Origin of the sequence: Streptomyces sp. NPDC007084 (assembly GCF_040703595.1) — a bacterium.
GTDB lineage: Bacteria > Actinomycetota > Actinomycetes > Streptomycetales > Streptomycetaceae > Streptomyces.
Genome location: NZ_JBEYFY010000001.1, coordinates 351,382 through 377,170, shown reverse-complemented (window position 1 = coordinate 377,170; position 25,789 = coordinate 351,382). Strand labels below are relative to the sequence as shown.

Genomic DNA, 25,789 nt, shown 5'->3' with positions numbered 1-25,789 from the left:
ACGCTCCCACCACCGCCGTGACGCCGTTTCCGTCTCTGCCCCGGCTCAGACGAAACACGCGTCGATCCCCGCCGAGGCCCATGGCAGGTCGATGAGTTCCAGTTCCTGCCCGGCCCGCGCACCGTCCGGCGGTACGACGGCGAGCGCGTCGGAGGCCGCGATGCCCCGCAGCATCGCCGGGCCGCTGTAGTGCAGCGGCACGGCCCGGTCGCCGCGCAGCGAGACGGGGACCAGCCGGGTGTCGTACGGGTGTCCCTGCACGGCCTCCCGGCAGGGCACCGTGTACGGCTCCGGGGCCGCGCGTCCGGCCAGGGTGCGCAGCAGCGGCTCGGCGAGCGTCAGGAGGCCGGAGACGGCGGCGAGCGGGTTCCCGGGCAGACCCACGAGATGCCGGCCGTCCTGGAGGCGGGCCAGCACCATCGGGTGCCCCGGCCGCACCTTGACACCGTCCACCAGCAACTCGGAGCCGAGCCGGCCCAGCATGGGGTGGACGTGGTCGACCGGGCCGGACGCGGTGCCGCCGGTGGTGACGATCAGGTCGGCCCGGGAGCCGGTGAGCGCCTTGTGCAGCGCCGCCGCGTCGTCGCCGAGCCGCCGTACCGCGACGACCTCGGCGCCGAGCGCCCGCAGCCACGGCGGCAGCATCGGGCCGAGCGCGTCCCGGATGAGGCCCTCCCGGGGCAGTCCGTCCGCCAGCAACTCGTCGCCGAGGACGAGCACTTCGACGCGCGGGCGGGGGACCACGGCGAGGGTGTCGTAGCCGGCCGCGGCGGCGAGGCCCAGTACGGCCGGGGTGACAAGGGCGCCCAGCGGCAGCAGTTGGTCGCCGCTGCGGCACTCCTGCCCGCGGGGCCGGATGTCCTGACCGTGTGCCACGTCCAGGTTCCCGGCCTGCCGGGCGGAGCCGTGCCCGTGCGCGGGGCGGGCGTGCAGCCGGCCCTTGTCGTCGATGCGGCCGTGCTCGCTGCGCAGAACGGCGGTCGCGTCGCGCGGGACGCGGGCACCGGTCGCGATGTGCACGGCCTCGCCGTCGGTCAGCCGCTCGGGCGCCGCGTTCCCGGCCAGCACGCCGTCGTCCCGCACCTCCCAGGGGCCCGGGCCCGCGACGGCCCAGCCGTCCATCGCCGAGGTGTCGAAGGAGGGCAGGTCGGTGAGGGCGGTCAGCGGGGACGCGAGGACCAGGCCGAGAGCCGCGTCGAGGGGCACGGAGACGGGGTCCCTGCGGGGCACGGAACGGGCGGCCCGCTCGGCGACGACCCGGGCCTCGGGCCAGGGGGTGGCCTTGTGGTGGGCGTGCTTGTCCTTGGCGTCGTCCTGTGCGCCGGGTCCCGGAGCCGGGGTGCGGTCGCCGCCGCGCGGTCCGGCGGGAGTGCTCCCGGCCCGGGACTGCGCGGCCGACGGGTGCGGTCCGGGGTTCTTGACCAGAGCGAGCGCCTCCTCGACGTCGAACTCGTCGGCGTCCTGGCCCCCCTGGGCGGAACGGGCGGCGGTCATCCGGCGTCCGGGTCGGTGAGGGGGGCGGAGGGGGAAGCGGGGGCGGAGGGGGAAGCGGGGGCGGAGGGGGAAGCGGGGGCGGAGGGGGAAGCGGGGGTCGAGGTGGATGTGAGGCCGGAGGCCGGTGGGGTGCCCTTGTTGGCGTCCGGGGTGTTCTGACCGGCGTCCGGGGCGCCCTTCCCCGTGTTGTCCTCGTCGGCCCAGCGCAGGGCGAGCGCGGCGGCCTTCCGGGAGGCCTCGGCGACCGCTTCGGGTCCGCCGCCCGCCCGGCCGGCCGCGTATCCCACCAGGAACGTGGTCAGCGGCGCGGCCGGCCTCGCCACTCCGTGCGCGGCGTCACGGGCCAGGTCGAGCAGCACGCCGGTGTCGACGTCCAGATCGATGCCCAGCTCGTCCTTGACTGCGGAAATCCATTCATCCAGCACGTGCCCATGCTCCCTGATGCGTGCCCGAGCGGCGGCGATGTCGTCCCAGGTGTCGCAGTCGAAGGACGCGACGGGGTCTGAGATACGAAGAAGTTCGAGCCCGGCGACGAGCCGCCGCAACGGCAGCCCGCCGAGCCCGCCGTGCGCGGCACCCAGAGCGGCCAGCGCACGCCGCAGCGCGTCGGCCCGGTAGACGGCCACGAGCGGCTGGTCACGTCCGTCGGGGTCGGTCAGGACGACCCCGTCCGGGCGGCCGGTGCCGAGCGGGGCGCTCCGGGGGGTCGAGGGAGACGGGGCAGGGGTCGCGCCCAGGGACGGGGAGGGGGACGGGGAGGCGGCTGCGTGGCTCTCCGGGATGTGCCGGGGTTCCGACGGAGCGGTGGGAGTGGTCTCCGAACCTCTCCGGTACGCGCTCGGAGGGGTCGAGACGCCCGCCGAAACCCCCTGGTGTGCCCTTGGCATGGCGCCGGGCCCCTCGGAGTCGGCGGGGCCGGTCAGGGCGTCCAGCAGGCTCCGTACCGTCTTCTCGTCCAGGAACGGCAGATCCGCCGAGAGCACGATGACGTACGGCGCCGTGGTGTGCCGCAGGCCCGCGTCGAGCGCGGCGACCGGTCCGCCGCCCGGCGGTTCCTCGCGGACCCACTCCACGGGGTGTGCGGTGGCCCGGGGTTCCGCGACGACCACGGTGACGTCCGCTCCGGCGCAGGCGGCGAGCACCCGGTCCAGCAGGGGTCGGCCGCCCACCCGCACGCCGGGCTTGTCCACCCCGCCGAGCCGCCGCGCGGAGCCGCCCGCGAGCACGACGGCGTCGTACGCGACGGCCTCGTCCGCGACGGCTTCGTCCGCGACAGCTCCGTGCGTGACGGCTTCGTCCGCGACAGCTCCGTGCGTGACGGCTTCGTCCGCGACAGCTCCATGCGCGACGGCCTCGTCCGCGTCGGTGCCGTACGCGGCAGCGGGACCGGCGCCGCCGGGCCGGCCGGGGTGGCCCGGGGCGCCGGGATGGCCCGGGCGGCCGGTCGTATCCGGTGGCTCGTTCGCGGTCATCCCCCGAGTATGAGCGCCCCGCGGATCATTGCCACCCCCGGCCACCCACCACGTGAACGGGGACGGCCCGGCCCGCCGGTCCTACAGCGTGCGCAGCAGCACCGCCGGCTGTTCCACACAGTCCGCCACGTACCGCAGGAAGCCACCCGCCGTACCGCCGTCGCACACCCGGTGGTCGAAGGTGAGCGAGAGCTGCACGACCTGACGCACCGCCAACTCCCCTTGATGCACCCAGGGCTTGGGGATGATGCGGCCGACGCCGAGCATGGCCGCCTCGGGGTGGTTGATGATCGGCGTGGAGCCGTCGACACCGAACACCCCGTAGTTGTTCAGGGTGAAGGTGCCGCCGGTGAGGTCCGCCGGTGTCAGCGTCCCGGTGCGGGCGGCCTCGGTGAGCCGGGCGAACTCGGCGCCGAGACCTTCCGCGTCGCGCCCGTCCGCGTCCCGGACGACCGGGACCACGAGCCCGCGTTCGGTCTGGGCCGCGAAACCCAGGTGCACGCGGTCGAGCCGGACGATCTCGCGGGCCTCCAGGTCGACCGTCGAGTTCAGCTCGGGGAACCGGGCCAGCGCGGCGGTGCAGATCCGGGCCAGCAGGGCGAGCAGCGAGATCTTCGGGCCGCCCGCCGCGTTCATCGCCGCGCGGGCCCGCATCAGCTCCGTGGCGTCCGCGTCCACCCAGCAGGTCGCGTCGGGGATCTCCCGCCGGCTGCGCGAGAGCTTGTCGGCGACGGCCCCTCGGACACCGCGCAGGGGCACACGGACCCCGTTCGGCGTCGCTCCCCGGGAGACCGGTGCCGCTCCCGTGGAGACCGGTGCCGCTCCCCGGGAGGCGTCGGTCGCGCCGGGAACGACGGTCGTGACGTCCGCGTACGAGGACACCGCGTCCTGAGCCTGGTCGCGGGCGTCCTGGCCGGAGCCGCTGCCCGGGACACCGAGGGGCTCCGGGACGGCGGCGGGGGCCGCCCGGCCGCCCGCCGCCGCGCGCAGCGCGTACTCGACGTCGGCCCGCAGGATCAGACCGTCGGGCCCGGAACCCTCCAGCTCTCGCAGGTCCACACCGTTCTCCCGGGCGAGCCTTCGTACGAGCGGCGAGATGACCGGCACGGGCCCGTCCCCCCGCACGGTTCCGTTTCCGTCCCGCAGAACCTCCGTGTCCGCCCCCGGCACGGCCCGGCTCGCGCCGTCCTGCTCGTCCTGGCCCGGATAGGTGCCGCTGGAACCGGCCGCACCGCCCGGAGCGGCGGCGACGCCGGCCTCCGAACCCCCAGGGGAAGCCAAAGCCGAGGCCGAGGCCGAACCCGAATCCGAGCCGGCGCCGACACCCGCACCGGCACCGGCACCGGCACCCGCACCCGCACCCGCGTCCGAACCCACGGGCGTTCCCACACCAGCCACACCCGCCGGAGTTCCCACACCAGCCCGGTCCGCCGGAGCGCCGCCCGCGCCGGGACCGCCCCCCGCCGGCCCGCCCGGGGTACGCCCTCCGGCCACCGGACCCCCCGGGGGCCGCACCCTCCGGCGCCGCGCCGGAGGCGCTCCCGTGCCGTAGCCCACCAGCACGTTCCCGGAGCCCTCGTCCTGGGGGGCCTTCTGGGTGTCCTCCCGGGGGGCCGGGTCGTCCTCGCCGGAGACCGGCGCGCCCACGGCGACGGTCAGCAGCGGTGCGCCGACCGGCAGTTCGGTGCCCTCCGCGCCGTAGCGGGCGGTGACCACGCCGCCGTAGGGGCAGGGGACCTCGACCATCGCCTTGGCCGTCTCGACCTCGACGACGGGCTGGTCGACGGCGACGACGTCACCGACCTCTACCAGCCAGCGGACGATCTCCGCCTCGGTGAGCCCCTCCCCGAGGTCGGGGAGCCTGAACTCCAGCACCTGCGCCATCAGTTGCCCGCCTCCCACTGCAGACGCCCCACGGCGTCCAGGATCCGGTCGACACCGGGCAGGTGGTGCCGCTCCAGCATCGGCGGCGGATACGGGATGTCGAACCCCGCGACCCGCAGCACCGGCGCCTCCAGGTGGTGGAAGCAGCGCTCCGTGACGCGGGCCGCGATCTCCCCGCCCGGGCCGCCGAACCCGCCCGACTCGTGCACGACGACCGCGCGGCCGGTCCGCCGCACCGAGGCGGCCACCGTCTCGTCGTCGAACGGCACCAGGGAACGCAGGTCGACGACTTCGAGGTCCCAGCCCTCGGCCCGGGCCGCCTCGGCGGCCTCTAGGCAGACGGGCACGGACGGCCCGTACGTGATGAGGGTGGCGCTCCGGCCCGAGCGCCGCACCACCGCGCGGCCTGTCGGTTCAACGGCCGGCGGGTCCTCCGGGTTCCAGGAATCCTTCGACCAGTACAGCCGCTTGGGCTCCAGGAAGACGACCGGGTCGTCGGAGGCGATGGCCTCGCGGAGCATCCCGTAGGCGTCGGAGACGGTGGCCGGGGTGACGACATGGAGGCCCGGGGTCGCCATGTAGTACGCCTCGGAGGAGTCGCTGTGGTGCTCGACGCCGCCGATGCCGCCGCCGTAGGGCACCCGGATGGTGATGGGCAGCGGCATGGCGCCACGGGTGCGGTTGCGCATCTTCGCCACATGCGAGACGAGCTGCTCGAACGCCGGGTAGGCGAACGCGTCGAACTGCATCTCCACGACCGGGCGCAGGCCGTACATGGCCATGCCGACGGCCGCGCCCAGGATGCCCGCCTCGGCGAGCGGGGTGTCCGTGCAGCGGTCCTCGCCGAACTCGGCGGCGAGCCCGTCGGTGACCCGGAAGACACCGCCGAGGGTGCCGACGTCCTCGCCCATGACGTGGACCGTCGGGTCGGCGGCCATGGCGTCGCGCAGCGCGCGGCCGAGCGCCTGCGCCATGGTGGCCGGCTTGAGGGCAACCGTGGTCATCGCCCGGCTCCTTCCGGGCCGTGCGGACCCGCTCCGTGCGCGCCGTCCGCCTCGGCCTCCAGCTCCGCCCGCAACTGCGCTTCCTGCTCCAGGAGTTGCGGGGTGGGCCTGGCGTAGACGTGGGCGAAGAGGTCCATGGGGTCGAGCACCGGGTCCTGGTTCATGCGCTCGCGCAGGTCGGCGGCCATCGCCTCGGCGTCGTCGCGTACGGCCTTCAGGGCGGCCTCGTCGAGCAGGCCGCGTTCGGTCAGCTCGCGTTCGAGGAGGGTGACGGGGTCGTGCCCGCGCCAGGTCTCCACCTCGGAGTCGCCGCGATAGCGGGTGGCGTCGTCGGCGTTGGTGTGGGCGTCGATGCGGTAGGTCACGGCCTCGACGAGGGTGGGGCCGCCACCCGCGCGCGCGTGGGCGATGGCCTCGCCGAGCACCTGGTGCACGGCCGGCGCGTCATTGCCGTCGACCAGGCGGCCCGGCATCCCGTAGCCGACGGCCTTGTGGGCCAGCGAGGGGGCGGCGGTCTGCTTGGCGAGCGGCACCGAGATGGCGAAGCCGTTGTTCTGGACGAGGAAGACGACCGGGGCCCGCCAGACGGCGGCGAAGTTCAGCGCCTCGTGGAAGTCGCCCTCGCTGGTGCCGCCGTCGCCGACCAGGGCGAGCGCGACCACGTCGTCACCCTTGAGACGGGCGGCGTGCGCGAGGCCCACGGCGTGCGGGAGCTGGGTGGCGAGCGGGGTACTGAGGGGGGCGACGCGGTGCTCGCGCGGGTCGTAGCCGGTGTGCCAGTCGCCGCGCAGCAGCGTGAGCGCCTGGACGGGGTCGAGGCCGCGCGCGACGGCGGCCAGGGTGTCGCGATAGCTCGGGAAGAGCCAGTCGCGGTCCTCCAGGACGAGCCCGGCGGCGACCTCGCAGGCCTCCTGGCCGGTGCTGGAGGGGTACACGGCGAGACGGCCCTGCTTGGTCAGCGCGGTCGCCTGCGTGTTGTAGCGGCGGCCACGGACCAGCGCCTTGTGCAGCCGGCGCAGCAGCTCCGGGTCGGCCTGCGCCGCCGCCTCGGTGCCGAGGACGCGGTAGGGCGCCGCGTCGGGCAGCAGCGGCGCGGGGTCGGTGCGGGGCTGCCAGGCGGGCGGCGGCGTGGGCCGGTAGGCCCCTCGCTGCTCCAGGACCGTCATGACGGCACCTCCTCGTGGGAGCGGCTTCAGGCGCGTCACGGGTGTGATGCGCCTCACCTACCGATTGTTCGGTCGTCGGCACATTTTGGCTACAGGCGGCGCCAGGCTGTGGACAAACGGTTCTGCACAGCCTGAGATGGACGCAGTACGTCCATGGTAGGGAGGCGGGGGGACATGGCACCTGAACAAATGGCCGAGCCGCCGGAGCCCGGCCCCGCCGTCCCGTCCGGACCCGGACCCGGACCCGCCGAGCCGCCCCCCCGGCCGCTCGACGCGATCGACCGGGACATCCTCCGGATGCTCCAGGCGGACGGCCGCGCCTCGATACGGTCCGTCGCCGAGCGGGTCCACGTGTCCCGGGCCAACGCCTACGCGCGCATCAACCGGCTCATCGAGGACGGCGTGATCCGCGGCTTCGGGGCTCGCGTCGACCACGAACGCGCCGGTCAGGGCACCTCGGCGTACATCACGCTCAAGATCGTGCAGAACTCCTGGCGCACCGTGCGCGAGCAGCTGCGGGTGCTCCCCGGCGCCTCGCACATCGCCCTGGTCGGCGGGGACTTCGACGTCCTGCTCCTGGTGCACACCCCCGACAACCGGGCCCTGCGCGAGCTGGTGCTCACCCGCCTCCAGGCCATCCCGGAGGTGCTCAGCAGCAGGACGCTGCTCGTCTTCGAGGAGGAGTACTTGGAGCCGGAGAACTGACCCGGGCCGACCGGCCCTCCGAGTCACCCGGCGGCCCCGCTGCCCGGCGGCTCACGGGTCACGGGTCACGGCTCACGGCTCACGGCTCACGGCTCACGGCTCACGGAGGATCGTCCGGTCCGGCGCTCACCCGTTCGGGTCATCGCCGTCCGCCGTCGGGGCCGTCCGAGCCCCCTGCCGCCATCTCAGGGCGCTCAGCGGAGTCTCAGTTCTCAGGACTCCTTCCGGAGCCCCCCGAACACCAGGACCACCACCGCGTCGGCGACCTCGCGCGCGCCCATGCCCCGCGCGTCGGGCCGGTACCACTCCACGAGTGAGTTGATCATTCCGAAGACCAGCCGGGTCGCGAGCCGGACCTCCACGTCGGCGCGTACGTCCCCCTCGGCAGCCGCGGCCTTCAGGAGTTCGGCGACCTGGTGGTCGAACTCGCGGCGCCGCCCCAGGGCCCACCGCTCGGTGTCGGTGTTGCCGCGCACGCGCAGCAGCAGCGTCACATAGGGCAGTTCCGAGGTGAGCACCTCGACCATGCGCCGCACGACGTACTCCAGGCGCTCCACGGCACGCCCCACGCGCGCGTGCTCCTCGTCGAGGATCCCGAAGAGGCCGTCCAGCGCCCGGCTCACGGCGCGGCGCAGCAGCTCCTCCTTGCCGGCGACGTGGTGGTAGATCGAGGACTTGGAGATGCCGGCCGCCTTGGAGAGGTGCTCCATGGAGGTGCCGTCGTAGCCGCGGTCGTTGAAGACCTGGACGGCGACGGACAGAAGCGTCTCCGGGGTGTATGTGTCGCGCTTGGCGGTGGTCATGGGGTGCCCTCGCGCTTCTCGGTGGCGTACGCGTGACGGTAGAGCGCCAGGGACGGCGCGTAGCGCCCGGAGGGGTCGCGCACGTGCAGTTCGTCCAGGACGTCGTAGGACCAGTTCGTGCCGAGCCTGCGGCTCCATTCGAAGGGGCCCAGAGGGTAGTTGACGCCGAGGCGCATCGCGGTGTCGATGTCCTCCTCGGTGGCGACGCCCTTGGCGACGGCGTCGTGCGCGAGGTCGACGATCCGGGCGACCGTGCGGGCGACGATCATGCCGGGGCAGTCCCCGATGACGCTCACGTCCTTGCCGAGCGCCTGGAAGAGCCCGATGGCCTCGGACAGCGTCCGGGGAGCGGTGTCCTGGGACGCCGACAGGGCGATACGGGTCGCCTTGCGGTAGTCGAGCGCGAGGTCGAAGTAGACGACGTCGCGGAACTCCACCGAGGTCTGTCCGTCGGCCAGGACGAGCTGGCCGCCACCGGGGAGCACCAGGCGGGTGCCGTGGTCCTCCTCGTCCTCGCGGACCGGGATGCCCGCCTCGCGGATCAGGTCGAGGAGCGCGGCGGCGGGGCCCAGGTCCCCCTCGGCGACGACGTAGGCGGGCGCCTCGGCCTTCTCCGCGGTGTGCGGCTCGGCCTTCTCGGCGTCGTCCCCGTAGTCGTACCAGCCGTGGCCCGTCTTGCGGCCGAGCCGGCCCGACTCGACCAGCCTGCGCTGGGCGAGCGAGGGCGTGAACCGCACGTCCTGGAAGAAGGACTGCCACACGGAGTGGGTGACCGACTCGTTGACGTCCTGGCCGATCAGGTCGGTCAGTTCGAAGGCGCCCATCCGGAAGCCGCCCGACTCGCGCAGCACCGCGTCGATGGTGGCGGGGTCGGCGGCCTGCGCCTCGTGGACCGCGAACGCCTCGGCGTAGAAGGGCCGCGCGATGCGGTTGACGATGAAGCCGGGCGTGTCCGCGCAGGCGACGGGCGTCTTGCCCCAGGCGCGGGCCATCTCGTACGCGCGCGTGGCGGAGGTGACGTCGGTCGCGAACCCGGAGACCACCTCGACCAGCGGCAGCAGGGGCGCGGGGTTGAAGAAGTGCAGTCCGACCAGCCGGCCCGGGTTGCGCAGCGCGCCGCCGATGGCCGTGACGGACAGGGAGGAGGTGTTCGTGGCGAGCAGGCAGTCGTCCCCGACGATGTCCTCCAGGTCGCTGAACAGGCCCTGCTTGACGTCGAGTTGTTCGAGCACCGCCTCGATGACGAGCGTGCAGTCCGCGAGGTCGGCGAGAGCCGCGGCGGGCCGGAGCCGGGCCCGGGCGGCGTCCCGCTCGTCGCCGGTGAGCCGGTCCTTGGCGACGAGCCGGTCGAGCCGGGCGCCGATCGCCTCGGCCGCCGCCTCGGCCCGCCCGGGAGCCGCGTCGTAGAGCCGCACGGGGTGGCCCGCCACCAGCGCGACCTGGGCGATGCCCTGGCCCATGGTGCCGGTTCCGACGACTGCCACGGGGCTGCTGAGGTCGAGTGCTGTCATGTGCGCGATCCTCCCGCACGGGGTTTTCCACAGATGCGGCGGACCCCCTTGTCCCGACCGATCGTTCGGTTACTCTAACCCTGACTGTCCCTTCCTGCCCAGCTCGCGGACTCGACGAAGAGCCCCTGAGACGAGGAGTTGGTCCCTGATGGCCGCCGAACTCACCGCGCACCAGCTCATCGCCCAGCACCGGCCCACCCTGGACCAGGCGCTGGAAGCGATCCGCACGCGCGCGTACTGGTCCCCGCACCCCGAGCACCCCAAGGCGTACGGCGAGCACGGCAGTCTCGGCCTGGCCGAGGGCAAGGCCGCCTTCGACGCCCTGCTGGGCACCCGCCTCGACCTGGGACAGCCGGGCACGGACGACTGGGTCGGCGGCGAGATCTCGCCGTACGGCATCGAGCTGGGCGTGACGTATCCGCACGCGGACGTCGACACGCTGCTGCCCGCGATGCGCGCCGGGCAGCGCGCCTGGCGGGACGCGGGCGCGGAGATCCGTGCCGTGGTCTGTCTGGAGATCCTCAAGCGGATCAGCGACCGCACCCCCGAGTTCGCGCACGCGGTCATGCACACCAGCGGCCAGGCCTTCATGATGGCGTTCCAGGCGGGCGGACCGCACGCCCAGGACCGCGGCCTGGAGGCGGTGGCGTACGCGTACGTGGAGCAGGTCCGCACCCCCGACACCGCGGAGTGGACCAAGCCCCAGGGCAAGCGCGACCCGCTCGCGCTGACCAAGGACTTCGTGCCCGTCCCGCGCGGCATCGCGCTGATGATCGGCTGCAACACCTTCCCTACGTGGAACGGCTATCCGGGCCTGTTCGCCTCCCTGGCCACCGGTAACGCGGTGCTGGTCAAGCCCCACCCGCGCGCGGTGCTGCCGCTCGCGCTCACCGTGCGGGTGGCGCGCGAGGTGCTCGCCGAGGCGGGCTTCGACCCGAACCTGGTGGCGCTGGCCGCCGAGCGCCCCGGCGAGGGCATCGCGAAGACGCTGGCCACCCGCCCCGAGATCCGGATCATCGACTACACCGGTTCCACCGAGTTCGGCGACTGGCTGGAGGCCAACGCCCGCCAGGCGCAGGTCTACACGGAGAAGGCCGGCGTCAACACGGTGGTCGTGGAGTCGACCGCCGACTACCAGGGGATGCTGTCCAACCTGGCGTTCTCCCTGTCGCTCTACAGCGGCCAGATGTGCACCACCCCGCAGAACCTGCTGATCCCCCGCGCCGGCATCCGCACGGACGAGGGCCCCAAGTCGTACGACGAGGTGGTCACCGACCTCGCGAAGGCGGTCGGCGGCCTGCTCGGCGACGACGCGCGGGCGAACGCGCTGCTGGGCGCCATCGTGAACCCGGACGTGAAGGCCCGCCTGGAGGCCGCCGCCGGACTGGGCGAAGTCGCCCTGCCGTCACGGGAGATCGATAACCCCGAGTTCCCGGACGCCGTCGTGCGCACCCCGGTGATCGTGAAGCTCGACGGCGCGCGCAAGTACTGGGACGGCGCCGAGGGCGCCGACGAGGCCGCCTTCATGAGCGAGTGCTTCGGCCCGGTCTCCTTCGCCGTCGCGGTCGACTCGGCGGCGGACGCCGTGGAGCTGCTGCGGCGCACGATCAGGGACAAGGGCGCGATGACCGTCGGCGCGTACACCACCGACGAGGAGGTCGAGCGCGAGGTGCGCGAGGCCTGCCTGGAGGAGTGCGCGCAGCTTTCCCTGAACCTGACGGGCGGGGTCTACGTCAACCAGACGGCCGCGTTCTCGGACTTCCACGGTTCGGGTGGGAACGGCGCGGCGAACGCGGCCCTGTGCGACGGCGCGTTCGTCGCGAACCGCTTCCGGGTGGTCGAGGTGCGCCGGGAGGCGTGAGCCCCGGGGGCGCCGCCGAACAGGCGCTCCCCGGGCTCCAGAGCGCCTAGGCGGGGGCGCCCCCGGTCGTGCTCCAGTGGAACAGCGTCATGGCCACACTGGTCGCGAGGTTGTAGCTGGAGACCTGGGGGCGCATCGGCAGGGCCACCAGATGGTCGGCCCGCTCGCGCAGCGCGGCGGACAGCCCGCTGCGCTCCGAGCCGAACGCGAGCACCGCGTCGTCGGGGATCTTCGCGCCGCGGATGTCCTCGCCCTCCGGGTCGAGCGCGAAAACCGGGCCGGGCGGCAGTTCGTCCACCGTCACGCGTTCCACGGCGGTCGCGAAGTGCAGACCGGCACCGCCGCGGACCACCGTGGGGTGCCAGGGGTCGAGGGTTCCCGTGGTGACCACGCCGGTCGCGCCGAAGCCCGCGGCCAGCCGGATCACCGCTCCGGCGTTGCCGAGGTTGCGCGGATCGTCGAGCACGACGACGGGCGCGGTCCGGGGTGTGCGGGTCAGCCTCTCCAGGTTGGCGGCCCGGGAGGGGCGTACGGCGAGAGCGGCCACCGAGGTGGGGTGCGGGCGGGTCAGCAGGCCGGCGAACGTGGCCTCCGGGACCTCGGCCAGCAGGCTGTCGAGGCCCGCGCGGACGTCGGGCGCGAGGTTCGCCGCCAGCTCCAGCGCGGCCCGCCGGTCCGTGGTGACCGCGACCGGGATGTCGGTCCCGAAGCGCAGCGCGTGCTTGAGGGCGTGGAAGCCGTCGAGCAGGACGGAATCGTCGGCGAGCCGGCGCCAGACACGTACGGGGTCGTTCATGCCGTGAAGCCTACGTGCGTCTGCGCGGCCCCCTCCGGCACGCCCGCCTCGGGCTCCCTGGGCCCCGGCACCGCGGGGCCGCCCCGGGAAAACAGGCGTCCACGCGCGCGTGCCGTCCAGCCGCCGAGGCGGCGCAGGAAGGCCGTCGGCAGGAACACCGCGTCGGCGGCGATCATCGCGAGCGAGAAGAACGGCAGCCCGAGGACGACGGCGATCACCGCGTGCTCGGTCATCATGGCCACCAGCAGGACGTTCTTGACCCGCCGGTTGAACAGGGTGAAGGGGAACGCGACCTGCATGATCACCGTGCCGTAGGTGGCCAGCATGACGAGCGTTCCGTGCGCGGACAGCAGGTCGGACAGGGCCCCCCAGGGCGAGAAGTAGTCGAGGTGCAGCGGGTAGTAGACGGCGGTGCCGTCCTGCCAGCGCGAACCCTGGACCTTGTACCAGCCGGCGGTCGCGTAGATCAGGCACGCCTCGGCCATGACGATCAACAGGGCCGCGTTGTGCACGAGGTTGGCGACAACGTCCAGCAGTACGCGAGGCTCGCTGGTCCGCCCGGAACGGCAGACCGCCCACCACACGCCCTGGACGGCCCACAGCCCCCAGAAGACCGTGAACCAGCCGCCGAGCCGGCCCCCTTCGATCCGCCCGGCGGCCGTCGCCGCCACCAGCAGGACCCCGAGCACCCCCCACAGCGCGGGCCCGGCCCGGTCCGGGCCCGCCCAGGCGCCACGCGCGCGTGCCCCGTGCGCGCGGCGCTCCCGGCGCGCGTCCAGGGACCACACCCGGCCGCAGCGGATGAACACCAGGTAGATCGACATCAGATGAAGGACGTTGTCCCCGCCGTCCCCCATGAAGACACTGCGGTTCTGCAGGGACAGCACGCCGATCATGAAGAGGACGGACATCGTCCGTGTCCGCCACCCCACGAGGAGCAGGACGCTGGAGAGGACGGCGAGCCCGTAGACGGTCTCGAACCAGACCCGGCCGTCGGACCACAGCAGGACGGTGAAGGCGTGGTTGCTCGCGACGAGCCGCTGCGCGAGATCCCAGCTCCAGGGCCCGTCGGGTCCGTACAGCTCCTGCCTGTGGGGGTACTCGCGCAGCAGGAACAGCAGCCAGGTGGCGGCGAAGCCGATGCGGATCACGGCGCTCTGGTAGGGGCCGAGCGCCGACTCCGTGACCCGGGCGATGCCGCGCGAGACGGCCGGGGCGATGCGGTTCACCGGGCGCTCGCCTCCGCCGGACGGCCCGCGCGATCGGCCGCCGGAACCTGCCACCAGGGCAGCTCCCGGACCACCGGCTTGCCGGACGCCTTCTCGTCGCTCCACCGGGGAGGCGGCACATTGGTCGTACGGGAGCGGAACTGGACGCTTTGGACGGCGGCACCCGGGCCGCCCGCGTGCTCGCGGCCGAGGCGCAGCACGGCGATACGGCGCAGATAGCGCTCGGAGAGGTCGCCGCGCAGGCCGACGGGGCGGTTCTGGGCGTCGTGCGTGCCGACGTAGAAGTCCCACGCGCGGCGCAGTTCGTTCTGCTCGGTGTGGCTCGGCAGCGGGTTCCCGTCGATGGCCCGGCCGTCGAGCGCCGACAGGTCGTACCAGCCGGTCTCGCGGCTGGTGCCGTCGGCGGCCCGGACCAGGGCGCGGACCTGGACGGCGATGTTCTGCTGGAGCGGGTTGGGCGCGAAGAGCTTCCAGTTCTGCTCGAACTCCGGGTAGATCCAGTCGTCGATCACCCGGCCGTGCTGTTTCGACACCGTGTTCGAGGGCGCCACGTGCAGGAACACCATCCCGAGGTGCACACCGGTGACGACGGCGACCAGGGCGAGCGCGAGGGCGGCGGCGACCTGGTAGCGCGGCGAGAGGGCGGCGAGGCCCGCGGGCACCGGCGGCTCCGGCCCGTCGCCGGCGTCCGGCGGCGCGCTGTGCGAGGTGGGAGGGGCCTGGCGGGCGCGCCCGGCGGGCCCCGCGGTCTGGGTCACCGGCACATCGGAAGCCTCGGCCTGGGCCGCCGACACATCGGGCGCCGCGGCCTGGGTCACCGACACATCGGGAAAGGGCTTCTTCTCGGCGGCCCGCCCGAGCCGGCCCTGCTGGGGCACGGCCCCGCGCCCCACGCTCTGTCCGGCCCCGGCCCCGGCCCCGGCCCCGGGCCCGTCGGCCGGACCGGTGTCCGACGAGGGGCGACGCGCGAGGCGACGCGCGCCGTCGGGCACGTCCGGGCCGGACCCGGTCGTGGAGTCCTCGTCGTTCGCGTCCATTCCGCCCCGATCAACGATCCCGAAATCCGGCCGCCGGCTGTCGGTTGCCTGACCGCGGGCACCGTACCGCCCCGTCGCACCTCACCACGGCGTTTCGCGGCCGAACGTACTCGGCCCCGGCCGCCGGGCCCAGCCCCACGCGGCACCCCGGCCACGCGGACGCCCACGAGGTTATCCACAGCGGTTGACACCTTACGGCGCGCGACCGACCATTGTTGCGAGCGGACCGAACGATCGGTCGGTCGGGAGTGAGAGGTCGAGGGGGACCGCATGGCGACAGCAGCAGCGCACCACACGGCCCGCGCACAGGCGGGCGAAACCGCCGGGGAAGCGGCCGGGGAAGCCGCCCGCACAGCGGCGTACGAGGCGGTCTTCGACGCGGCGGTGGCGGCGGACGAGCGGATCGAGCCCCGCGACTGGATGCCCGACGCCTACCGGTCCACCCTGGTCCGGCAGATCGCGCAGCACGCCCACTCCGAGATCATCGGCATGCAGCCGGAGGCCAACTGGATCACCCGCGCGCCGTCCCTGCGCCGCAAGGCGATCCTGATGGCCAAGGTCCAGGACGAGGCCGGCCACGGCCTGTATCTGTACAGCGCGGCGGAGACGCTCGGCACGAGCCGCGACGAGCTGCTGGACAAGCTCCACTCCGGCCGCCAGAAGTACTCGTCGATCTTCAACTACCCGACGCTGACCTGGGCCGACGTCGGCGCCATCGGCTGGCTCGTGGACGGCGCCGCGATCACCAACCAGGTCCCCCTGTGCCGCTGCTCCTACGGCCCCTACGCGCGCGCCATGGTCCGCGTGTGCAAGGAGGAGTCCTTCCACCAGCGCCAGGGGTACGAGCTGCTGCTGGCCCTGAGCCGGGGCACCGCCGAGCAGCACGCGATGGCGCAGGACGCGGTGGACCGCTGGTGGTGGCCCTCCCTGATGATGTTCGGCCCGCCCGACGACGAGTCCGCGCACTCCGCGCAGTCGATGGCCTGGAAGATCAAGCGCCATTCGAACGACGAACTGCGCCAGCGCTTCGTGGACATCTGCGTCCCGCAGGCCGAGTCCCTCGGCCTGACCCTGCCCGACCCGGACCTCGTGTGGAACGAGGAGCGGGGGCATCACGACTTCGGCGCCATCGACTGGGCGGAGTTCCGCGAGGTCCTCAAGGGCAACGGCCCGTGCAACGAACAGCGGATCACCCAGCGCCGGACCGCCCACGAGGAGGGCGCCTGGGTCCGGGAGGCGGCCGCGGCCTACGCCCGGAAGCATGCGAACGCGACCGGCGGCGCCGCGAGGACGCCCGGTGAGACAGGAGCGACCCGAGCATGACGAACACCGAGTGGCCTCTGTGGGAGGTCTTCGTGCGCTCGCGCCGCGGGCTCTCGCACACCCACGCCGGCAGCCTGCACGCCCCCGACGCCGAGCTGGCGCTGCGCAACGCGCGCGACCTCTACACGCGCCGCGGCGAGGGCGTATCGATCTGGGTCGTCCCGTCCGCCGCCGTCACGGCCTCCTCGCCCGACGAGAAGGACCCCTTCTTCGAGCCCTCCGCCGACAAGCCCTACCGCCACCCGACGTTCTACGAGATCCCGGAAGGGGTGAAGCACCTGTGACGACCACCGTGAACACCACCGCCGCGCTGGCCCTCGGCGACGACGCCCTGGTGCTCTCGCACCGCCTGGGGGAGTGGGCGGGCCACGCACCCGTCCTCGAAGAGGAAGTCGCCCTGGCCAACATCGCGCTGGACCTGCTCGGCCAGGCCCGGCTGCTGCTGTCCCTGGCCGGCGACGAGGACGAGCTGGCGTATCTGCGCGAGGAGCGCTCCTTCCGCAACCTCCAGCTCGTCGAGCAGCCGAACGGCGACTTCGCCCACACCATCGCGCGCCAGCTCTACTTCTCCACCTACCAGCGGCTCCTGTACGCCGAGCTGGCCTCCGGGAACGGCGAGTTCGCCCCGCTGGCCGCGAAGGCCGTCAAGGAGGTCGCCTACCACCAGGACCACGCCGAGCAGTGGACGCTGCGCCTCGGCGACGGCACGGATGTCAGCCACGAGCGCATGGACCAGGCCTGCCGGGCGCTGTGGCGCTTCACCGGCGAGATGTTCCAGCCCGTCGAAGGCCTCGACGCCGACTGGGACGGTATGCGCGGCACCTGGCTGGAGTCCGTGACGGACGTCCTGCGCCGGGCCACCCTCTCCGTTCCCGACGGACCGCAGGCCGGCGCCTGGACGGCGGGGGCCGGACGGCAGGGGGTCCACACCGAGTCCTTCGGGCGGATGCTCGCCGAGATGCAGCACCTGCACCGCAGTCACCCGGGGGCGTCATGGTGACGGCCACCGCCCTGGAGGAGGAGCTGCGCCGGCTGGCCGGCTCGGTGCCCGACCCCGAGCTGCCCGTCCTCACCCTGGACGAGCTGGGCGTGGTCCGCGCGGTGCACCTGCACGGCACGGACGCGGTCGAGGTGGAGCTGACCCCGACGTACACGGGCTGCCCGGCCATCGAGGCCATGTCCACGGACATCGAGCGGGTGCTGCACGAGCACGGGATACGGGACGTGTCCGTACGCACCGTGCTCAGCCCCGCCTGGTCCACCGACGACATCTCCGACGAAGGCCGCCGCAAACTGCGGGAGTTCGGCATCGCACCGCCGCGCGGCGGCCGGCCCACGGGACCGGTGACGCTGTCCCTGGGCGCCACCCGCACGGCCACCGGCACCGGCACTGGACCCGCACCCGCACCCGCACCCGGCACGGCACCCGAAGCCGGGCTCGCGGCGGGGCCCGGCGCCGGACCCGGTGCGGAAGCCACCGCCCCCGGCCTGGAGCCCGTCCGCTGCCCCCTGTGCGGATCGGCCGACACCGAACTGCTCAGCCGTTTCTCGTCCACCGCGTGCAAGGCGCTGCGCCGCTGTCTGTCGTGCCGCGAACCGTTCGACCACTTCAAGGAGTTGTGATGGCCCGCTTCCACCCGCTCCCGGTGGCCGCGGTCGACCGGATCACCGACGATTCCGTGGCCCTGACCTTCGCGGTGCCCGCCGAACTGCGCGAGGACTTCCGGCACACGGCCGGCCAGCACCTCACCTTGCGCCGCACCATTGACGGGGCGGACATGCGGCGCACCTACTCGATCTGCTCACCGGCACCCGGCCCAGGCGGCGAGGCCCCCCGCACCCTGCGGGTCGGCGTGCGCCTGGTCGACGGAGGCGTGTTCTCGACCCACGCCCTGAAGGAACTCGCCGTCGGGGACGAGGTGGAGGTGATGACTCCGGCGGGACGTTTCACGCTGGAGCCCTCACCCGGTCTCTACGCGGCGGTGGTGGGCGGCAGCGGGATCACCCCGGTGCTGTCGATCGCCGCGACGCTCCTCGCCCACCGCCCTGACGCCAGGTTCTGCCTGATCCGCAGCGACCGCACCTCGGCGTCGACGATGTTCCTGGAGGAGGTCGCGGACCTCAAGGACCGCTATCCGCAGCGGTTCCAGCTCGTGACGGTCCTCTCCCGGGAGGAACAGCAGGCAGGACTCCCGTCCGGCCGGCTCGACCGGGAGCGGCTGACCCGCCTGCTCCCCGCGATGCTCCCCGTCGACCAGGTGGCCGGCTGGTTCCTGTGCGGGCCGATGGGCCTCGTGGAGGGCGCCGAGCGGGCGCTGCGCGGCCTCGGGGTGTCCCGGGCGCTGATCCACCAGGAGATCTTCCATGTGGACGCGGGCACACCGACCGTCTCGGTCATACCGGCGCCCGCCCACAGCACGGTGACCGCACGGCTCGACGGGCGCGGCGGCACCTGGCCCGTCCAGGACGGCGAGTCCCTGCTGGACACCGTGCTGCGCAACCGCCCGGACGCCCCCTACGCCTGCAAGGGCGGGGTGTGCGGGACCTGCCGCGCCTTCCTGGTCTCGGGGGAGGTGCGGATGGACCGCAACTTCGCCCTGGAACCGGAGGAGACGGAAGCGGGCTATGTCCTGGCCTGCCAGTCCCACCCGTCCACGGAACAGGTCGAGTTGGACTTCGACCGCTGAGGCGGGCATCACTCCCTTCTCATCTCATAGAACCTGTTCTATCTTGACGCTCCGTCAGATCAGGCTTCCTGTCTGGTCGGTGGTCCGGTGCGTGCGGGAGGACGGGATCGTGGACTTCACCTTCACCGAGGAGCAGCAGGCGGCGGTCGAGGCGGCGAAGGCGGTGTTCGCCGGGGTCGCCCCGGACAGCGTCCCGAGTCCCGCGCTCACCGAGGGTGCCGTCGCCGAGGACTTCGACCGGCCCCTGTGGGCGAAGCTCGCCGACGCGGATCTGCTGAGCCTGCTGCTCGACGAGGAGTACGGCGGGGCGGGCCTCGACGCGATCGCCCTGTGCCTGGTGCTGCGGGAGTCGGCGAAGGTGCTGGCACGGGTGCCGCTGCTGGAGAGCGGCGCGGCGGCGCTGGCCGTACAGCGGTACGGCGGACCGGAGTTGAAGGCCGAGCTGCTCGCGCGGGCGGGCCGGGGCGATCTCGTGCTGACCGTCGCCGCGAGCGGCCGGACCGGCCATGAACCGGCCGAGCGTGCCGTGACCGCGCGGCGGGGCGGCGACGGGTGGGTGCTGGACGGCGTGCAGACGGCGGTTCCCTGGGCCTATGGAGCGGACATCGTCGTCGTTCCCGCGCACACCGAGACCGGCCGGACCGTCCTCGCCCTGGTCCCCCGGGACACCGAAGGGGCCGCGCTCGCCGAGCAGATCTCCACGACCGGCGAGCGGCTCGGCCAACTGCGGCTGGAATCCGCCCGGATCGCCTCCGGGGACGTCATCGAGGCGGAGGGCGCCTGGGAGTGGCTGCGGGAGCTACTGGCCACCGGCGTCTGCGCGCAGGCGCTGGGCCTCGGCGAGGCGGTCCTGCGGATGACGAGTGAATACACGGGCAAGCGGGAGCAGTTCGGGTTCCCGGTCGCGACGTTCCAGGCGGTCGCCGTGCAGGCCGCCGACCGCTACATCGACCTGCGGGCGATGGAGGCGACGCTCTGGCAGGCTGCCTGGCGGATCAGCGCGGAGGCCGGCGGCGCGCTCCCGGCCTCCGCGGACGTGGCCGTCGCCAAGATCTGGGCGTCGGAGGGGGTCCGCCGGGTCGTGCAGACCGCCCAGCACCTGCACGGCGGGTTCGGCGCCGACACCGACTACCCCTTGCACCGCTACCACGCCTGGGCCAAGCACCTCGAGCTGTCCCTGGGCCCGGCGGCCGCCCACGAGGAAGCCCTCGGCGACCTGCTGGCGGCGCATCCCCTGAGCTGACTGCGGCCACGGCACGAAGCCCGGTTCGCCGGCTACAGCACGAAGCCGGGCTCGCCCTTGTCGTTCACGACCGGGCGGCCCGCGGCCTCCCAGGTGTGCATGCCGCCGTCGACGTTCACCGCGTCGATGCCCTGCTGGACCAGGTACTGCGTGACCTGGGCCGAGCGGCCACCGGAACGGCAGATCACGTTGACCCGGCCGTCCTGCGGGGCCGCCTCGGTCAACTCGCCGTACCGGGCGACGAATTCGCTCATGGGGATGTGCAGCGCCCCCTCGGCATGACCTGCCTCCCACTCGTCGTTCTCCCGGACGTCCAGCAGGAAGTCGTCGACGGTGAGATTGTCGACCCCGACGGTGGGCACACCAGCTCCGAAACTCATGCCTCCGACGCTACCCGACCGAGCCAGGGCACGGCTCAGGAGTCTCGCCGGCGAAGCCTCGGAGGTCCCGGGTCCGGAGGAGCAGAGGTATCCAGCTCGAAGCCTCAGAGGCCCCGGCCCGGAGTCCCAAGAGTGACCAGCCCGGAGGAGGATCAGGGGCCCGGCTCGGAAGCTCAGGGAGTCCGGGATCGGAGGCTCAGGGAGTCCGGGATCGGAGGCTCAGGGAACTTGGGCTCTCTGGCTCAGGGAGCCTGGGCGATCAGTGCCGCCAGCTCGGCCTCGCGCTCGCCGACCTGCGTCAGGAGCTGCTCGGCGATCTCCTCCAGCAGCCGGTCCGGGTCCTCCGGGGCCAGTTTGAGCATGGCTCCGATGGCGCTCTCCTCCAGTTCGCGGGCGACGAAGGTGAGCATCTCCTTGCGCTGGGCGAGCCATTCGAGCCGGGCGTAAAGCTCCTCGCTGCGGCTCGGCTTCCACTCCTCGGGCGCGGGCCCTGCGGCCCACTCGGCGGCCAGTTCGCTCAGCAGCGCCTCGTCGCCCCGGGCGTACGCGGTGTTCACGCGGGAGATGAACTCGTCCCTGCGCTTGCGCTCGCCCTCGTCCTGCGCGAGGTCGGGGTGGGCTTTGCGGACCAGTTCACGGAAGAGCTTGCGGGCCTCCTCGCTCGGGCGCACCCGCTGCGGGGGCCGCACGGGCTGCTCGGTGAGCATCGCCACGGCCTCGGGGAACAGGCCCTCCGAGTCCATCCAGCCGTGCAGCAGCTCCTCGACGCCGGGCATGGGCATGACTCGCGCCCGCGCCTCCTCGGCCTTGCGCCGGTCCTCGGCGTCATCGGTGCGGGCCGCACGGGCCTCGGCGATGTCGGCGTCCAGTTCGTCGAGCCGGGAGTACATCGGGCCGAGCTTCTGGTGGTGCAGACGGGAGAAATTGTCGACCTCGACGCGGAAGGTCTCCACGGCGATCTCGAACTCGATCAACGCCTGCTCGGCGGCCCGCACGGCCCGTTCGAGCCGAGCCTCGGGCCGGTCGTCCCCGCTCGGGCCCGCCCCCGAGGCGGCACCCTGGTCCCCGGCCCCACCGTCGGCCGCGCCCGCACCCGCACCTGAGCCGCCGACACCGGAGTCACCGGCACCCGGATCGCCCGCACCGGACGAAGCGTCGGCACCGGAGTCACCCGCGCCCGCGCCGCCCGCACCGGCAGAACCGCCGGCACCGGCATGGGCACCGCTCGCACCGGCAGAACCGCCGGCACCGGCATGGGCACCGCTCGCACCGGCAGAACCGTCCGTGACCTCGCCGTCCGAGAGGCCGCCACCCTCGCCAGGAGAGGCCTGGGAGGTCCGGGAGGCCTGGGGCGTCTCGCCCGCCGGAACGCCGCCCGGAGCACCGGACTGTTCCGGGCCCCCCTCGAAGGTGGGCTCGGACTGGCTCTGATCGGCTTCCGGGGTCGTCACCCGACCAGCGTAGGCCACGCTCCCCCACGGCTCACGGTCTTCCCCATCTCTCCGCCCGCCTCGCCGGCCACCTGACCGGCCACAATGCCCCCAAAGACCCCAACCGCCCCGGCAGTCGCAACCACCGCAACCACCGAGCCGACCCCGACGACCCGACGACCGCAACCACCGAGCCGACCCCGACGACCGCGACGACCCCAGTCATCCCGACCGCCCTGACCATGCCGACCGTCCCGGTCGCCACGCCGGTGTCACCGCCGGGTACCGGCACCGGCACCCGGCGCCAGCCGGGACCACGCGCCCATCGCGTCTCGCTCGGACACCCGTCCCGTCGTTCACACACCCGGCTCGGAGGCGATCCGGCCGGCTCTGATGGCCTCGACCAGAGCCGCGTGGTCGGCCTCCGTGCGGTCCGCGTAGGCGACGGCGAAGGAGGCGATGGCCTCGTCCAGCTCCTCCTTCTTTCCGCAGTAACCGGAGATGAGCCGCGGATCGACGCTGTGACTGTGGGCGCGGGCCAGCAGGGCACCGGTCATCCGGCCGTAGTCGTCTATCTGGTCCGCGGCCAGTGCCGCGGGGTCGACGCTGCCCTTGCGGTTGCGGAACTGGCGCACCTGGAAAGGCAGACCGTCGACCGAGGTCCAGCCGAGCAGGATGTCGCTCACGACCTGCATCCGCTTCTGGCCGAGGACGACCCGGCGGCCCTCGTGCGTCACCTCGGGAGTCCGGTGCCCGGCCGTCGCCAGGTGGGGCAGCAGCGCCGAGGGGCGGGCCTCCTTCACCTGGAGGACGAGCGGTTCGCCGCGGTGGTCGAGCAGCAGCACGACGTAGGAGCGGGTGCCGACGCTGCCCGTGCCGACGACACGGAAGGCGACGTCGTGCACGGCGTGGCGGGCGAGCAGCGGGAGACGGTCCTCGGGCAGGGTCGTCAGATAGTGCTCCAGCGAGGCGGCGACCGCCGCCGCCTCCGCGTCGGGCACCCGGCGCAGCACGGGCGGCGCGTCCACGAACCGGCGCCCGCCGCCCTCCACGGCCTCCGTCGACCGGGCCGCGAACCGCCCGCTGGTGTTGGCCCGCGCCTTCTCCGACACCCGCTCCAGGGTGCCGAGCAGATCGTGGGCGTCGGCGTGGGAGACCAACTTCTCGTCGGCGATGGCGTTCCAGGCGTCCAGCACCGGCAGCTTGGCCAGCAGGCGCATGGTGCGGCGGTAGGCGCCCACGGTGTCGTAGGCGGCGGCACGGCAGGTGTCCTCGTCCGCGCCGGCCTCCCTTCCGGCCAGCACGAGGGAGGTGGCGAGCCGCTTGAGATCCCACTCCCAGGGGCCGTACACCGTCTCGTCGAAGTCGTTCAGGTCGATGACCAGGCCGCCGCGCGCGTCGCCGTACAGGCCGAAGTTCGCCGCGTGCGCGTCACCGCAGATCTGCGCGCTGACGCCGGTCATGGGGGTGCGGGCGAGGTCGTACGCGATGAGGCCGGCCGAGCCGCGCAGGAAGGCGAAGGGGGTGGCGGCCATTCTGCCGACCCGGATCGGGGTGAGCGCGGGGATCCGGCCGTGGTTGGACTCCTCGACCGCGGACACGGCGTCGGGCCGGCCGGCGTCCGTCGTCAGCTCGGCGTGCGCCGCGCGCGGCACGCGCACCCGCAGGGCCTTCCCCTCCGACTTGGGCGACCCCTGCACCGGCCAGGCCGCGAATCCCGGGATGTCGAATCCCCGGCTCGTGGCGCTCACGGCGCCCGGGCGCCGCTCGGACAAGGACACCACCGAGGGCAGCGACGCCCTCCCCGCCGAGCGCACCTTCTCCGCCTGCCCGGCCGAAGGCACCCCGTCCGCCCGCCCAGCCGAAAGCACCCCGTCCGTCCACCCGGCCGAAGGCACCTCCGCCCGCCCTCCGCCGTCCTCCCGTACACCCTCCGCGGAGACACCAGAGACGCCCTCCGCGGAGACACCCCCCACGGAAACGCCCGCTACGGATACGCCCCCTGCGGATCGGCCCGCTTCCGGCGCCCCCTCCGGCACGGCCTCGACCGCCCGGTCCGCCTGCCGCTCCGCCCCCGCTGTACCGACCTCGGCCATCACGACCGCCTCCCCCGCGCACGAACATCAGTCATCGATCCGTGCTGACCGTACAACCGGTCGCGAAAACGCGTCAGACCCTGTGGAAAACTCCGCCGCGGCCACACCGCGGACCCGCCACCGCCCGCTCGAACCAGCGGATCTCCCGCCCCCGACCAGCGGATGCCAGGCCCAGAACCGGCGGTTACCAGGCCCCGAACCAGCAGCTGTCCCGCCCGGACCCAACGCAGGACCGCCCGGAACACAACCAACGAGCACCCGCCCGGAACACCCCGAACACCCCGCCCGACGCCCGCTTCCGCAGCTCCCCTACTTCCGCAGCTCCCCCGGACACTGCCCGCCCCCGGGCAGATGCGTCTCCGCCCAGGAGCCCAGTTCCTTGAGCGCGGGCTCCAGGGCCGCTCCCGCCTCCGTCAGCCGGTAGGCGACCCGCAGCGGCGGCCCCTCGCTGACCTCGCGCACGACCAGGCCGGCCACGGCCAGTTCGGTGAGCCGGTCGGAGAGCATCCGCTCGCTGATGCCGGGGATCGCTCTGCGCAACTCGGCGAAGTGGACCGGATGTTGCATGAGAACGGCCACGACCAGGCCAGTCCAGCGCTTGCCGAGCAGCGCGAAGACACGGGTCATGCCGTCGTCGACCTTCTGGCACGGTCCCGCGTCGTGGCTTCCCGGTTCTGCCATGCCTCCAGGGTACTGCGCCCACACAATGGGATGAAAAAAAGTAAGTAGCTGTGTTATCTCTAGTTAGGTACGAATGAGAAGCCCTCCAGGCATCGCGGCGCCGCACGTGCTCCGCCCTGCCCTGGATCCGTTTCCACAGCCCCGCCCGGGCCCGTCCGCACCGAACGGACCGGGCTCGGCACCAGGAGCCCGGACCGAACGGACCGGGCTCTGCACCAGGAGCCCGCAGGGGCTCCGCCCCAACGGCCCTCCCCGGGCTCGCGGGCTCCACCGGTCCACCGGTCCACCCCACACTCTCCTTGGAGATCCCCATGGCCACCCTCCTCCACATCGACTCGTCCGTTCTCCCGGGCAGCGCCTCCGCCTCCCGTGTCGTCACGGACGCCTTCCGCGCCGCCTGGCTGGAGCAGCACCCCGCCGGCACCGTCGTCTACCGCGACCTCGCCGCCGAGCCGGTGCCGCACATCACCGCCGAGGCCCACACCGCCGGATTCGCCGCCCCGGACACCCACAGCCCGGAGCAGGCCGAGGCCTTCGCCGCGCGCGTGAAGCTCATCGAGGAGGTGGAGAACGCGGACGCGATCCTCATCGGCGCCCCGATGTACAACTTCTCCATCCCCTCGACCCTCAAGGCATGGCTGGACAACGTGGTGCTGGTCGGCCGCACGGCCATGGCCGAGGACTCGAAACTGAAGGGCACGCCGGTGACCGTCGTCGCCAGCCGTGGCGGCTCCTACGCGCCGGGCACCCCGCGCGAGGGCTACGAGTACGTGCAGAACTACCTGGAGGCCGTGCTCGGCGACATGCTCGGCCTGGAGGTCGACTTCATCGTCCCGGAGCTGACCATGGCCCCGCACAACCCGGGGATGACCGAGCTGGTCCCCCTCTTCGAGGCCTCCCGCGACAAGGCCCTCCAGGACGCGGCCACCAAGGCGAAGGACATCGCCCAGCGCATCGCCGCGTAACCACGCTCACCACACGAGAGCC

Annotated in this window: 23 protein-coding genes; 9 read left to right on the top strand and 14 right to left on the bottom strand. The window is 73.4% G+C overall.

Going from position 1 to position 25,789, the window contains the following annotated elements; translation table 11 throughout:
• Nucleotides 1-45: 45 nt before the first annotated feature.
• From AB0912_RS01770 to pdhA, 5 genes are all read right to left on the bottom strand, one after another.
• Nucleotides 46-1,494 carry a molybdopterin-binding protein gene (locus AB0912_RS01770; protein WP_366695597.1) on the bottom strand — a complete coding sequence of 483 codons (1,449 nt, stop codon included), beginning with the start codon at nt 1,492-1,494 and terminating at the stop codon, nt 46-48.
• Nucleotides 1,491-2,720 carry an NTP transferase domain-containing protein gene (locus AB0912_RS01765; RefSeq protein WP_366695720.1) on the bottom strand — a complete coding sequence of 410 codons (1,230 nt, stop codon included), beginning with the start codon at nt 2,718-2,720 and terminating at the stop codon, nt 1,491-1,493. The genes AB0912_RS01770 and AB0912_RS01765 overlap by 4 nt, the downstream gene beginning before the upstream one ends.
• A gap of 327 nt (nt 2,721-3,047) precedes the next feature.
• Complete coding sequence (locus tag AB0912_RS01760; RefSeq protein WP_366695595.1) at nt 3,048-4,850, bottom strand: dihydrolipoamide acetyltransferase family protein; 1,803 nt, start codon at nt 4,848-4,850, stop codon at nt 3,048-3,050.
• Nucleotides 4,850-5,854 (bottom strand): alpha-ketoacid dehydrogenase subunit beta, encoded by a 1,005-nt coding sequence (locus tag AB0912_RS01755; protein ID WP_366695593.1) that lies wholly within the window; start codon nt 5,852-5,854, stop codon nt 4,850-4,852. Before AB0912_RS01755 ends, AB0912_RS01760 begins: the two co-directional genes overlap by 1 nt.
• Nucleotides 5,851-7,020: a pyruvate dehydrogenase (acetyl-transferring) E1 component subunit alpha gene (gene pdhA / locus AB0912_RS01750; protein WP_366695591.1), complete on the bottom strand. Its 1,170-nt coding sequence runs from the start codon at nt 7,018-7,020 to the stop codon at nt 5,851-5,853. The genes AB0912_RS01755 and pdhA overlap by 4 nt, the downstream gene beginning before the upstream one ends.
• Nucleotides 7,021-7,194: 174 nt before the next feature.
• Here pdhA and AB0912_RS01745 point away from each other — a divergent pair, with 174 nt between their 5' ends.
• Nucleotides 7,195-7,725, top strand: a complete 531-nt coding sequence (locus AB0912_RS01745) for an Lrp/AsnC family transcriptional regulator (protein WP_366695589.1) — start codon at nt 7,195-7,197, stop codon at nt 7,723-7,725.
• Between the two features lie 212 nt (nt 7,726-7,937).
• Here the strand turns inward: AB0912_RS01745 and AB0912_RS01740 are convergent, their stop codons facing one another.
• Entirely contained in the window at nt 7,938-8,528 is a 591-nt protein-coding gene (locus AB0912_RS01740; RefSeq protein WP_366695587.1) for a TetR/AcrR family transcriptional regulator, read from the bottom strand.
• Nucleotides 8,525-10,039 (bottom strand): 3-hydroxyacyl-CoA dehydrogenase, encoded by a 1,515-nt coding sequence (locus AB0912_RS01735; RefSeq protein WP_366695585.1) that lies wholly within the window; start codon nt 10,037-10,039, stop codon nt 8,525-8,527. The genes AB0912_RS01740 and AB0912_RS01735 overlap by 4 nt, the downstream gene beginning before the upstream one ends.
• A 148-nt stretch (nt 10,040-10,187) precedes the next feature.
• Between AB0912_RS01735 and paaN the strand changes: the two genes are divergently transcribed.
• On the top strand, nt 10,188-11,900 hold the full coding sequence (gene paaN, locus AB0912_RS01730; protein WP_366695583.1) for a phenylacetic acid degradation protein PaaN: 1,713 nt from the start codon (nt 10,188-10,190) through the stop codon (nt 11,898-11,900).
• Between the two features lie 46 nt (nt 11,901-11,946).
• Here the strand turns inward: paaN and AB0912_RS01725 are convergent, their stop codons facing one another.
• The 3 genes from AB0912_RS01725 to AB0912_RS01715 are packed head-to-tail and all read right to left on the bottom strand — an operon-like array spanning nt 11,947 to nt 14,962.
• The gene (locus AB0912_RS01725) at nt 11,947-12,696 is read right to left on the bottom strand and encodes a TrmH family RNA methyltransferase (protein ID WP_366695581.1); all 750 of its coding nucleotides are present in this window, start codon (nt 12,694-12,696) and stop codon (nt 11,947-11,949) included.
• Complete coding sequence (locus AB0912_RS01720; RefSeq protein ID WP_366695579.1) at nt 12,693-13,925, bottom strand: HTTM domain-containing protein; 1,233 nt, start codon at nt 13,923-13,925, stop codon at nt 12,693-12,695. The genes AB0912_RS01725 and AB0912_RS01720 overlap by 4 nt, the downstream gene beginning before the upstream one ends.
• On the bottom strand, nt 13,922-14,962 hold the full coding sequence (locus tag AB0912_RS01715; protein WP_366695577.1) for a DUF5819 family protein: 1,041 nt from the start codon (nt 14,960-14,962) through the stop codon (nt 13,922-13,924). The genes AB0912_RS01720 and AB0912_RS01715 overlap by 4 nt, the downstream gene beginning before the upstream one ends.
• A 270-nt stretch (nt 14,963-15,232) precedes the next feature.
• Between AB0912_RS01715 and paaA the strand changes: the two genes are divergently transcribed.
• From paaA to AB0912_RS01685, 6 genes are all read left to right on the top strand, one after another.
• Entirely contained in the window at nt 15,233-16,285 is a 1,053-nt protein-coding gene (paaA, locus tag AB0912_RS01710; protein ID WP_366695575.1) for a 1,2-phenylacetyl-CoA epoxidase subunit PaaA, read from the top strand.
• Entirely contained in the window at nt 16,282-16,569 is a 288-nt protein-coding gene (gene paaB / locus AB0912_RS01705; RefSeq protein WP_339130486.1) for a 1,2-phenylacetyl-CoA epoxidase subunit PaaB, read from the top strand. The genes paaA and paaB overlap by 4 nt, the downstream gene beginning before the upstream one ends.
• Nucleotides 16,566-17,285 carry a 1,2-phenylacetyl-CoA epoxidase subunit PaaC gene (paaC, locus tag AB0912_RS01700; RefSeq protein ID WP_366695573.1) on the top strand — a complete coding sequence of 240 codons (720 nt, stop codon included), beginning with the start codon at nt 16,566-16,568 and terminating at the stop codon, nt 17,283-17,285. The genes paaB and paaC overlap by 4 nt, the downstream gene beginning before the upstream one ends.
• Complete coding sequence (gene paaD, locus AB0912_RS01695) at nt 17,279-17,908, top strand: 1,2-phenylacetyl-CoA epoxidase subunit PaaD (protein ID WP_366695571.1); 630 nt, start codon at nt 17,279-17,281, stop codon at nt 17,906-17,908. Before paaC ends, paaD begins: the two co-directional genes overlap by 7 nt.
• Nucleotides 17,908-18,972, top strand: coding sequence for a 2Fe-2S iron-sulfur cluster-binding protein (locus AB0912_RS01690; RefSeq protein WP_366695569.1), 1,065 nt, complete (start codon nt 17,908-17,910; stop codon nt 18,970-18,972). The genes paaD and AB0912_RS01690 overlap by 1 nt, the downstream gene beginning before the upstream one ends.
• Nucleotides 18,973-19,081: 109 nt before the next feature.
• Entirely contained in the window at nt 19,082-20,215 is a 1,134-nt protein-coding gene (locus AB0912_RS01685; protein ID WP_366695567.1) for an acyl-CoA dehydrogenase family protein, read from the top strand.
• A 32-nt stretch (nt 20,216-20,247) separates the two neighbouring features.
• Here AB0912_RS01685 and AB0912_RS01680 read toward each other — a convergent pair whose 3' ends face one another.
• From AB0912_RS01680 to AB0912_RS01665, 4 genes are all read right to left on the bottom strand, one after another.
• Complete coding sequence (locus tag AB0912_RS01680) at nt 20,248-20,595, bottom strand: rhodanese-like domain-containing protein (RefSeq protein WP_366695565.1); 348 nt, start codon at nt 20,593-20,595, stop codon at nt 20,248-20,250.
• Between the two features lie 242 nt (nt 20,596-20,837).
• Complete coding sequence (locus tag AB0912_RS01675; protein ID WP_366695563.1) at nt 20,838-22,046, bottom strand: hypothetical protein; 1,209 nt, start codon at nt 22,044-22,046, stop codon at nt 20,838-20,840.
• Between the two features lie 335 nt (nt 22,047-22,381).
• The gene (locus tag AB0912_RS01670; RefSeq protein ID WP_366695561.1) at nt 22,382-23,776 is read right to left on the bottom strand and encodes a DUF2252 domain-containing protein; all 1,395 of its coding nucleotides are present in this window, start codon (nt 23,774-23,776) and stop codon (nt 22,382-22,384) included.
• A 654-nt stretch (nt 23,777-24,430) separates the two neighbouring features.
• Entirely contained in the window at nt 24,431-24,802 is a 372-nt protein-coding gene (locus tag AB0912_RS01665) for a helix-turn-helix domain-containing protein (protein ID WP_366695559.1), read from the bottom strand.
• Between the two features lie 311 nt (nt 24,803-25,113).
• Between AB0912_RS01665 and AB0912_RS01660 the strand changes: the two genes are divergently transcribed.
• Nucleotides 25,114-25,767: an NAD(P)H-dependent oxidoreductase gene (locus AB0912_RS01660; protein ID WP_366695557.1), complete on the top strand. Its 654-nt coding sequence runs from the start codon at nt 25,114-25,116 to the stop codon at nt 25,765-25,767.
• Nucleotides 25,768-25,789: the final 22 nt, after the last annotated feature.

Bases quoted from the DNA above. Each gene is read 5' to 3' on its own strand.
- AB0912_RS01740 (WP_366695587.1), bottom strand. From the start codon at position 8,528: ATGACCACCGCCAAGCGCGACACATACACCCCGGAGACGCTTCTGTCC.
- AB0912_RS01715 (WP_366695577.1), bottom strand. From the start codon at position 14,962: ATGGACGCGAACGACGAGGACTCCACGACCGGGTCCGGCCCGGACGTG.
- AB0912_RS01770 (WP_366695597.1), bottom strand. From the start codon at position 1,494: ATGACCGCCGCCCGTTCCGCCCAGGGGGGCCAGGACGCCGACGAGTTC.
- pdhA (WP_366695591.1), bottom strand. From the start codon at position 7,020: ATGACGGTCCTGGAGCAGCGAGGGGCCTACCGGCCCACGCCGCCGCCC.
- AB0912_RS01745 (WP_366695589.1), top strand. From the start codon at position 7,195: ATGGCACCTGAACAAATGGCCGAGCCGCCGGAGCCCGGCCCCGCCGTC.
- AB0912_RS01760 (WP_366695595.1), bottom strand. From the start codon at position 4,850: ATGGCGCAGGTGCTGGAGTTCAGGCTCCCCGACCTCGGGGAGGGGCTC.
- AB0912_RS01660 (WP_366695557.1), top strand. From the start codon at position 25,114: ATGGCCACCCTCCTCCACATCGACTCGTCCGTTCTCCCGGGCAGCGCC.
- paaB (WP_339130486.1), top strand. From the start codon at position 16,282: ATGACGAACACCGAGTGGCCTCTGTGGGAGGTCTTCGTGCGCTCGCGC.
- AB0912_RS01725 (WP_366695581.1), bottom strand. From the start codon at position 12,696: ATGAACGACCCCGTACGTGTCTGGCGCCGGCTCGCCGACGATTCCGTC.
- AB0912_RS01665 (WP_366695559.1), bottom strand. From the start codon at position 24,802: ATGGCAGAACCGGGAAGCCACGACGCGGGACCGTGCCAGAAGGTCGAC.
- AB0912_RS01755 (WP_366695593.1), bottom strand. From the start codon at position 5,854: ATGACCACGGTTGCCCTCAAGCCGGCCACCATGGCGCAGGCGCTCGGC.
- paaA (WP_366695575.1), top strand. From the start codon at position 15,233: ATGGCGACAGCAGCAGCGCACCACACGGCCCGCGCACAGGCGGGCGAA.
- AB0912_RS01690 (WP_366695569.1), top strand. From the start codon at position 17,908: ATGGCCCGCTTCCACCCGCTCCCGGTGGCCGCGGTCGACCGGATCACC.
- paaN (WP_366695583.1), top strand. From the start codon at position 10,188: ATGGCCGCCGAACTCACCGCGCACCAGCTCATCGCCCAGCACCGGCCC.
- paaD (WP_366695571.1), top strand. From the start codon at position 17,279: ATGGTGACGGCCACCGCCCTGGAGGAGGAGCTGCGCCGGCTGGCCGGC.
- AB0912_RS01680 (WP_366695565.1), bottom strand. From the start codon at position 20,595: ATGAGTTTCGGAGCTGGTGTGCCCACCGTCGGGGTCGACAATCTCACC.
- AB0912_RS01735 (WP_366695585.1), bottom strand. From the start codon at position 10,039: ATGACAGCACTCGACCTCAGCAGCCCCGTGGCAGTCGTCGGAACCGGC.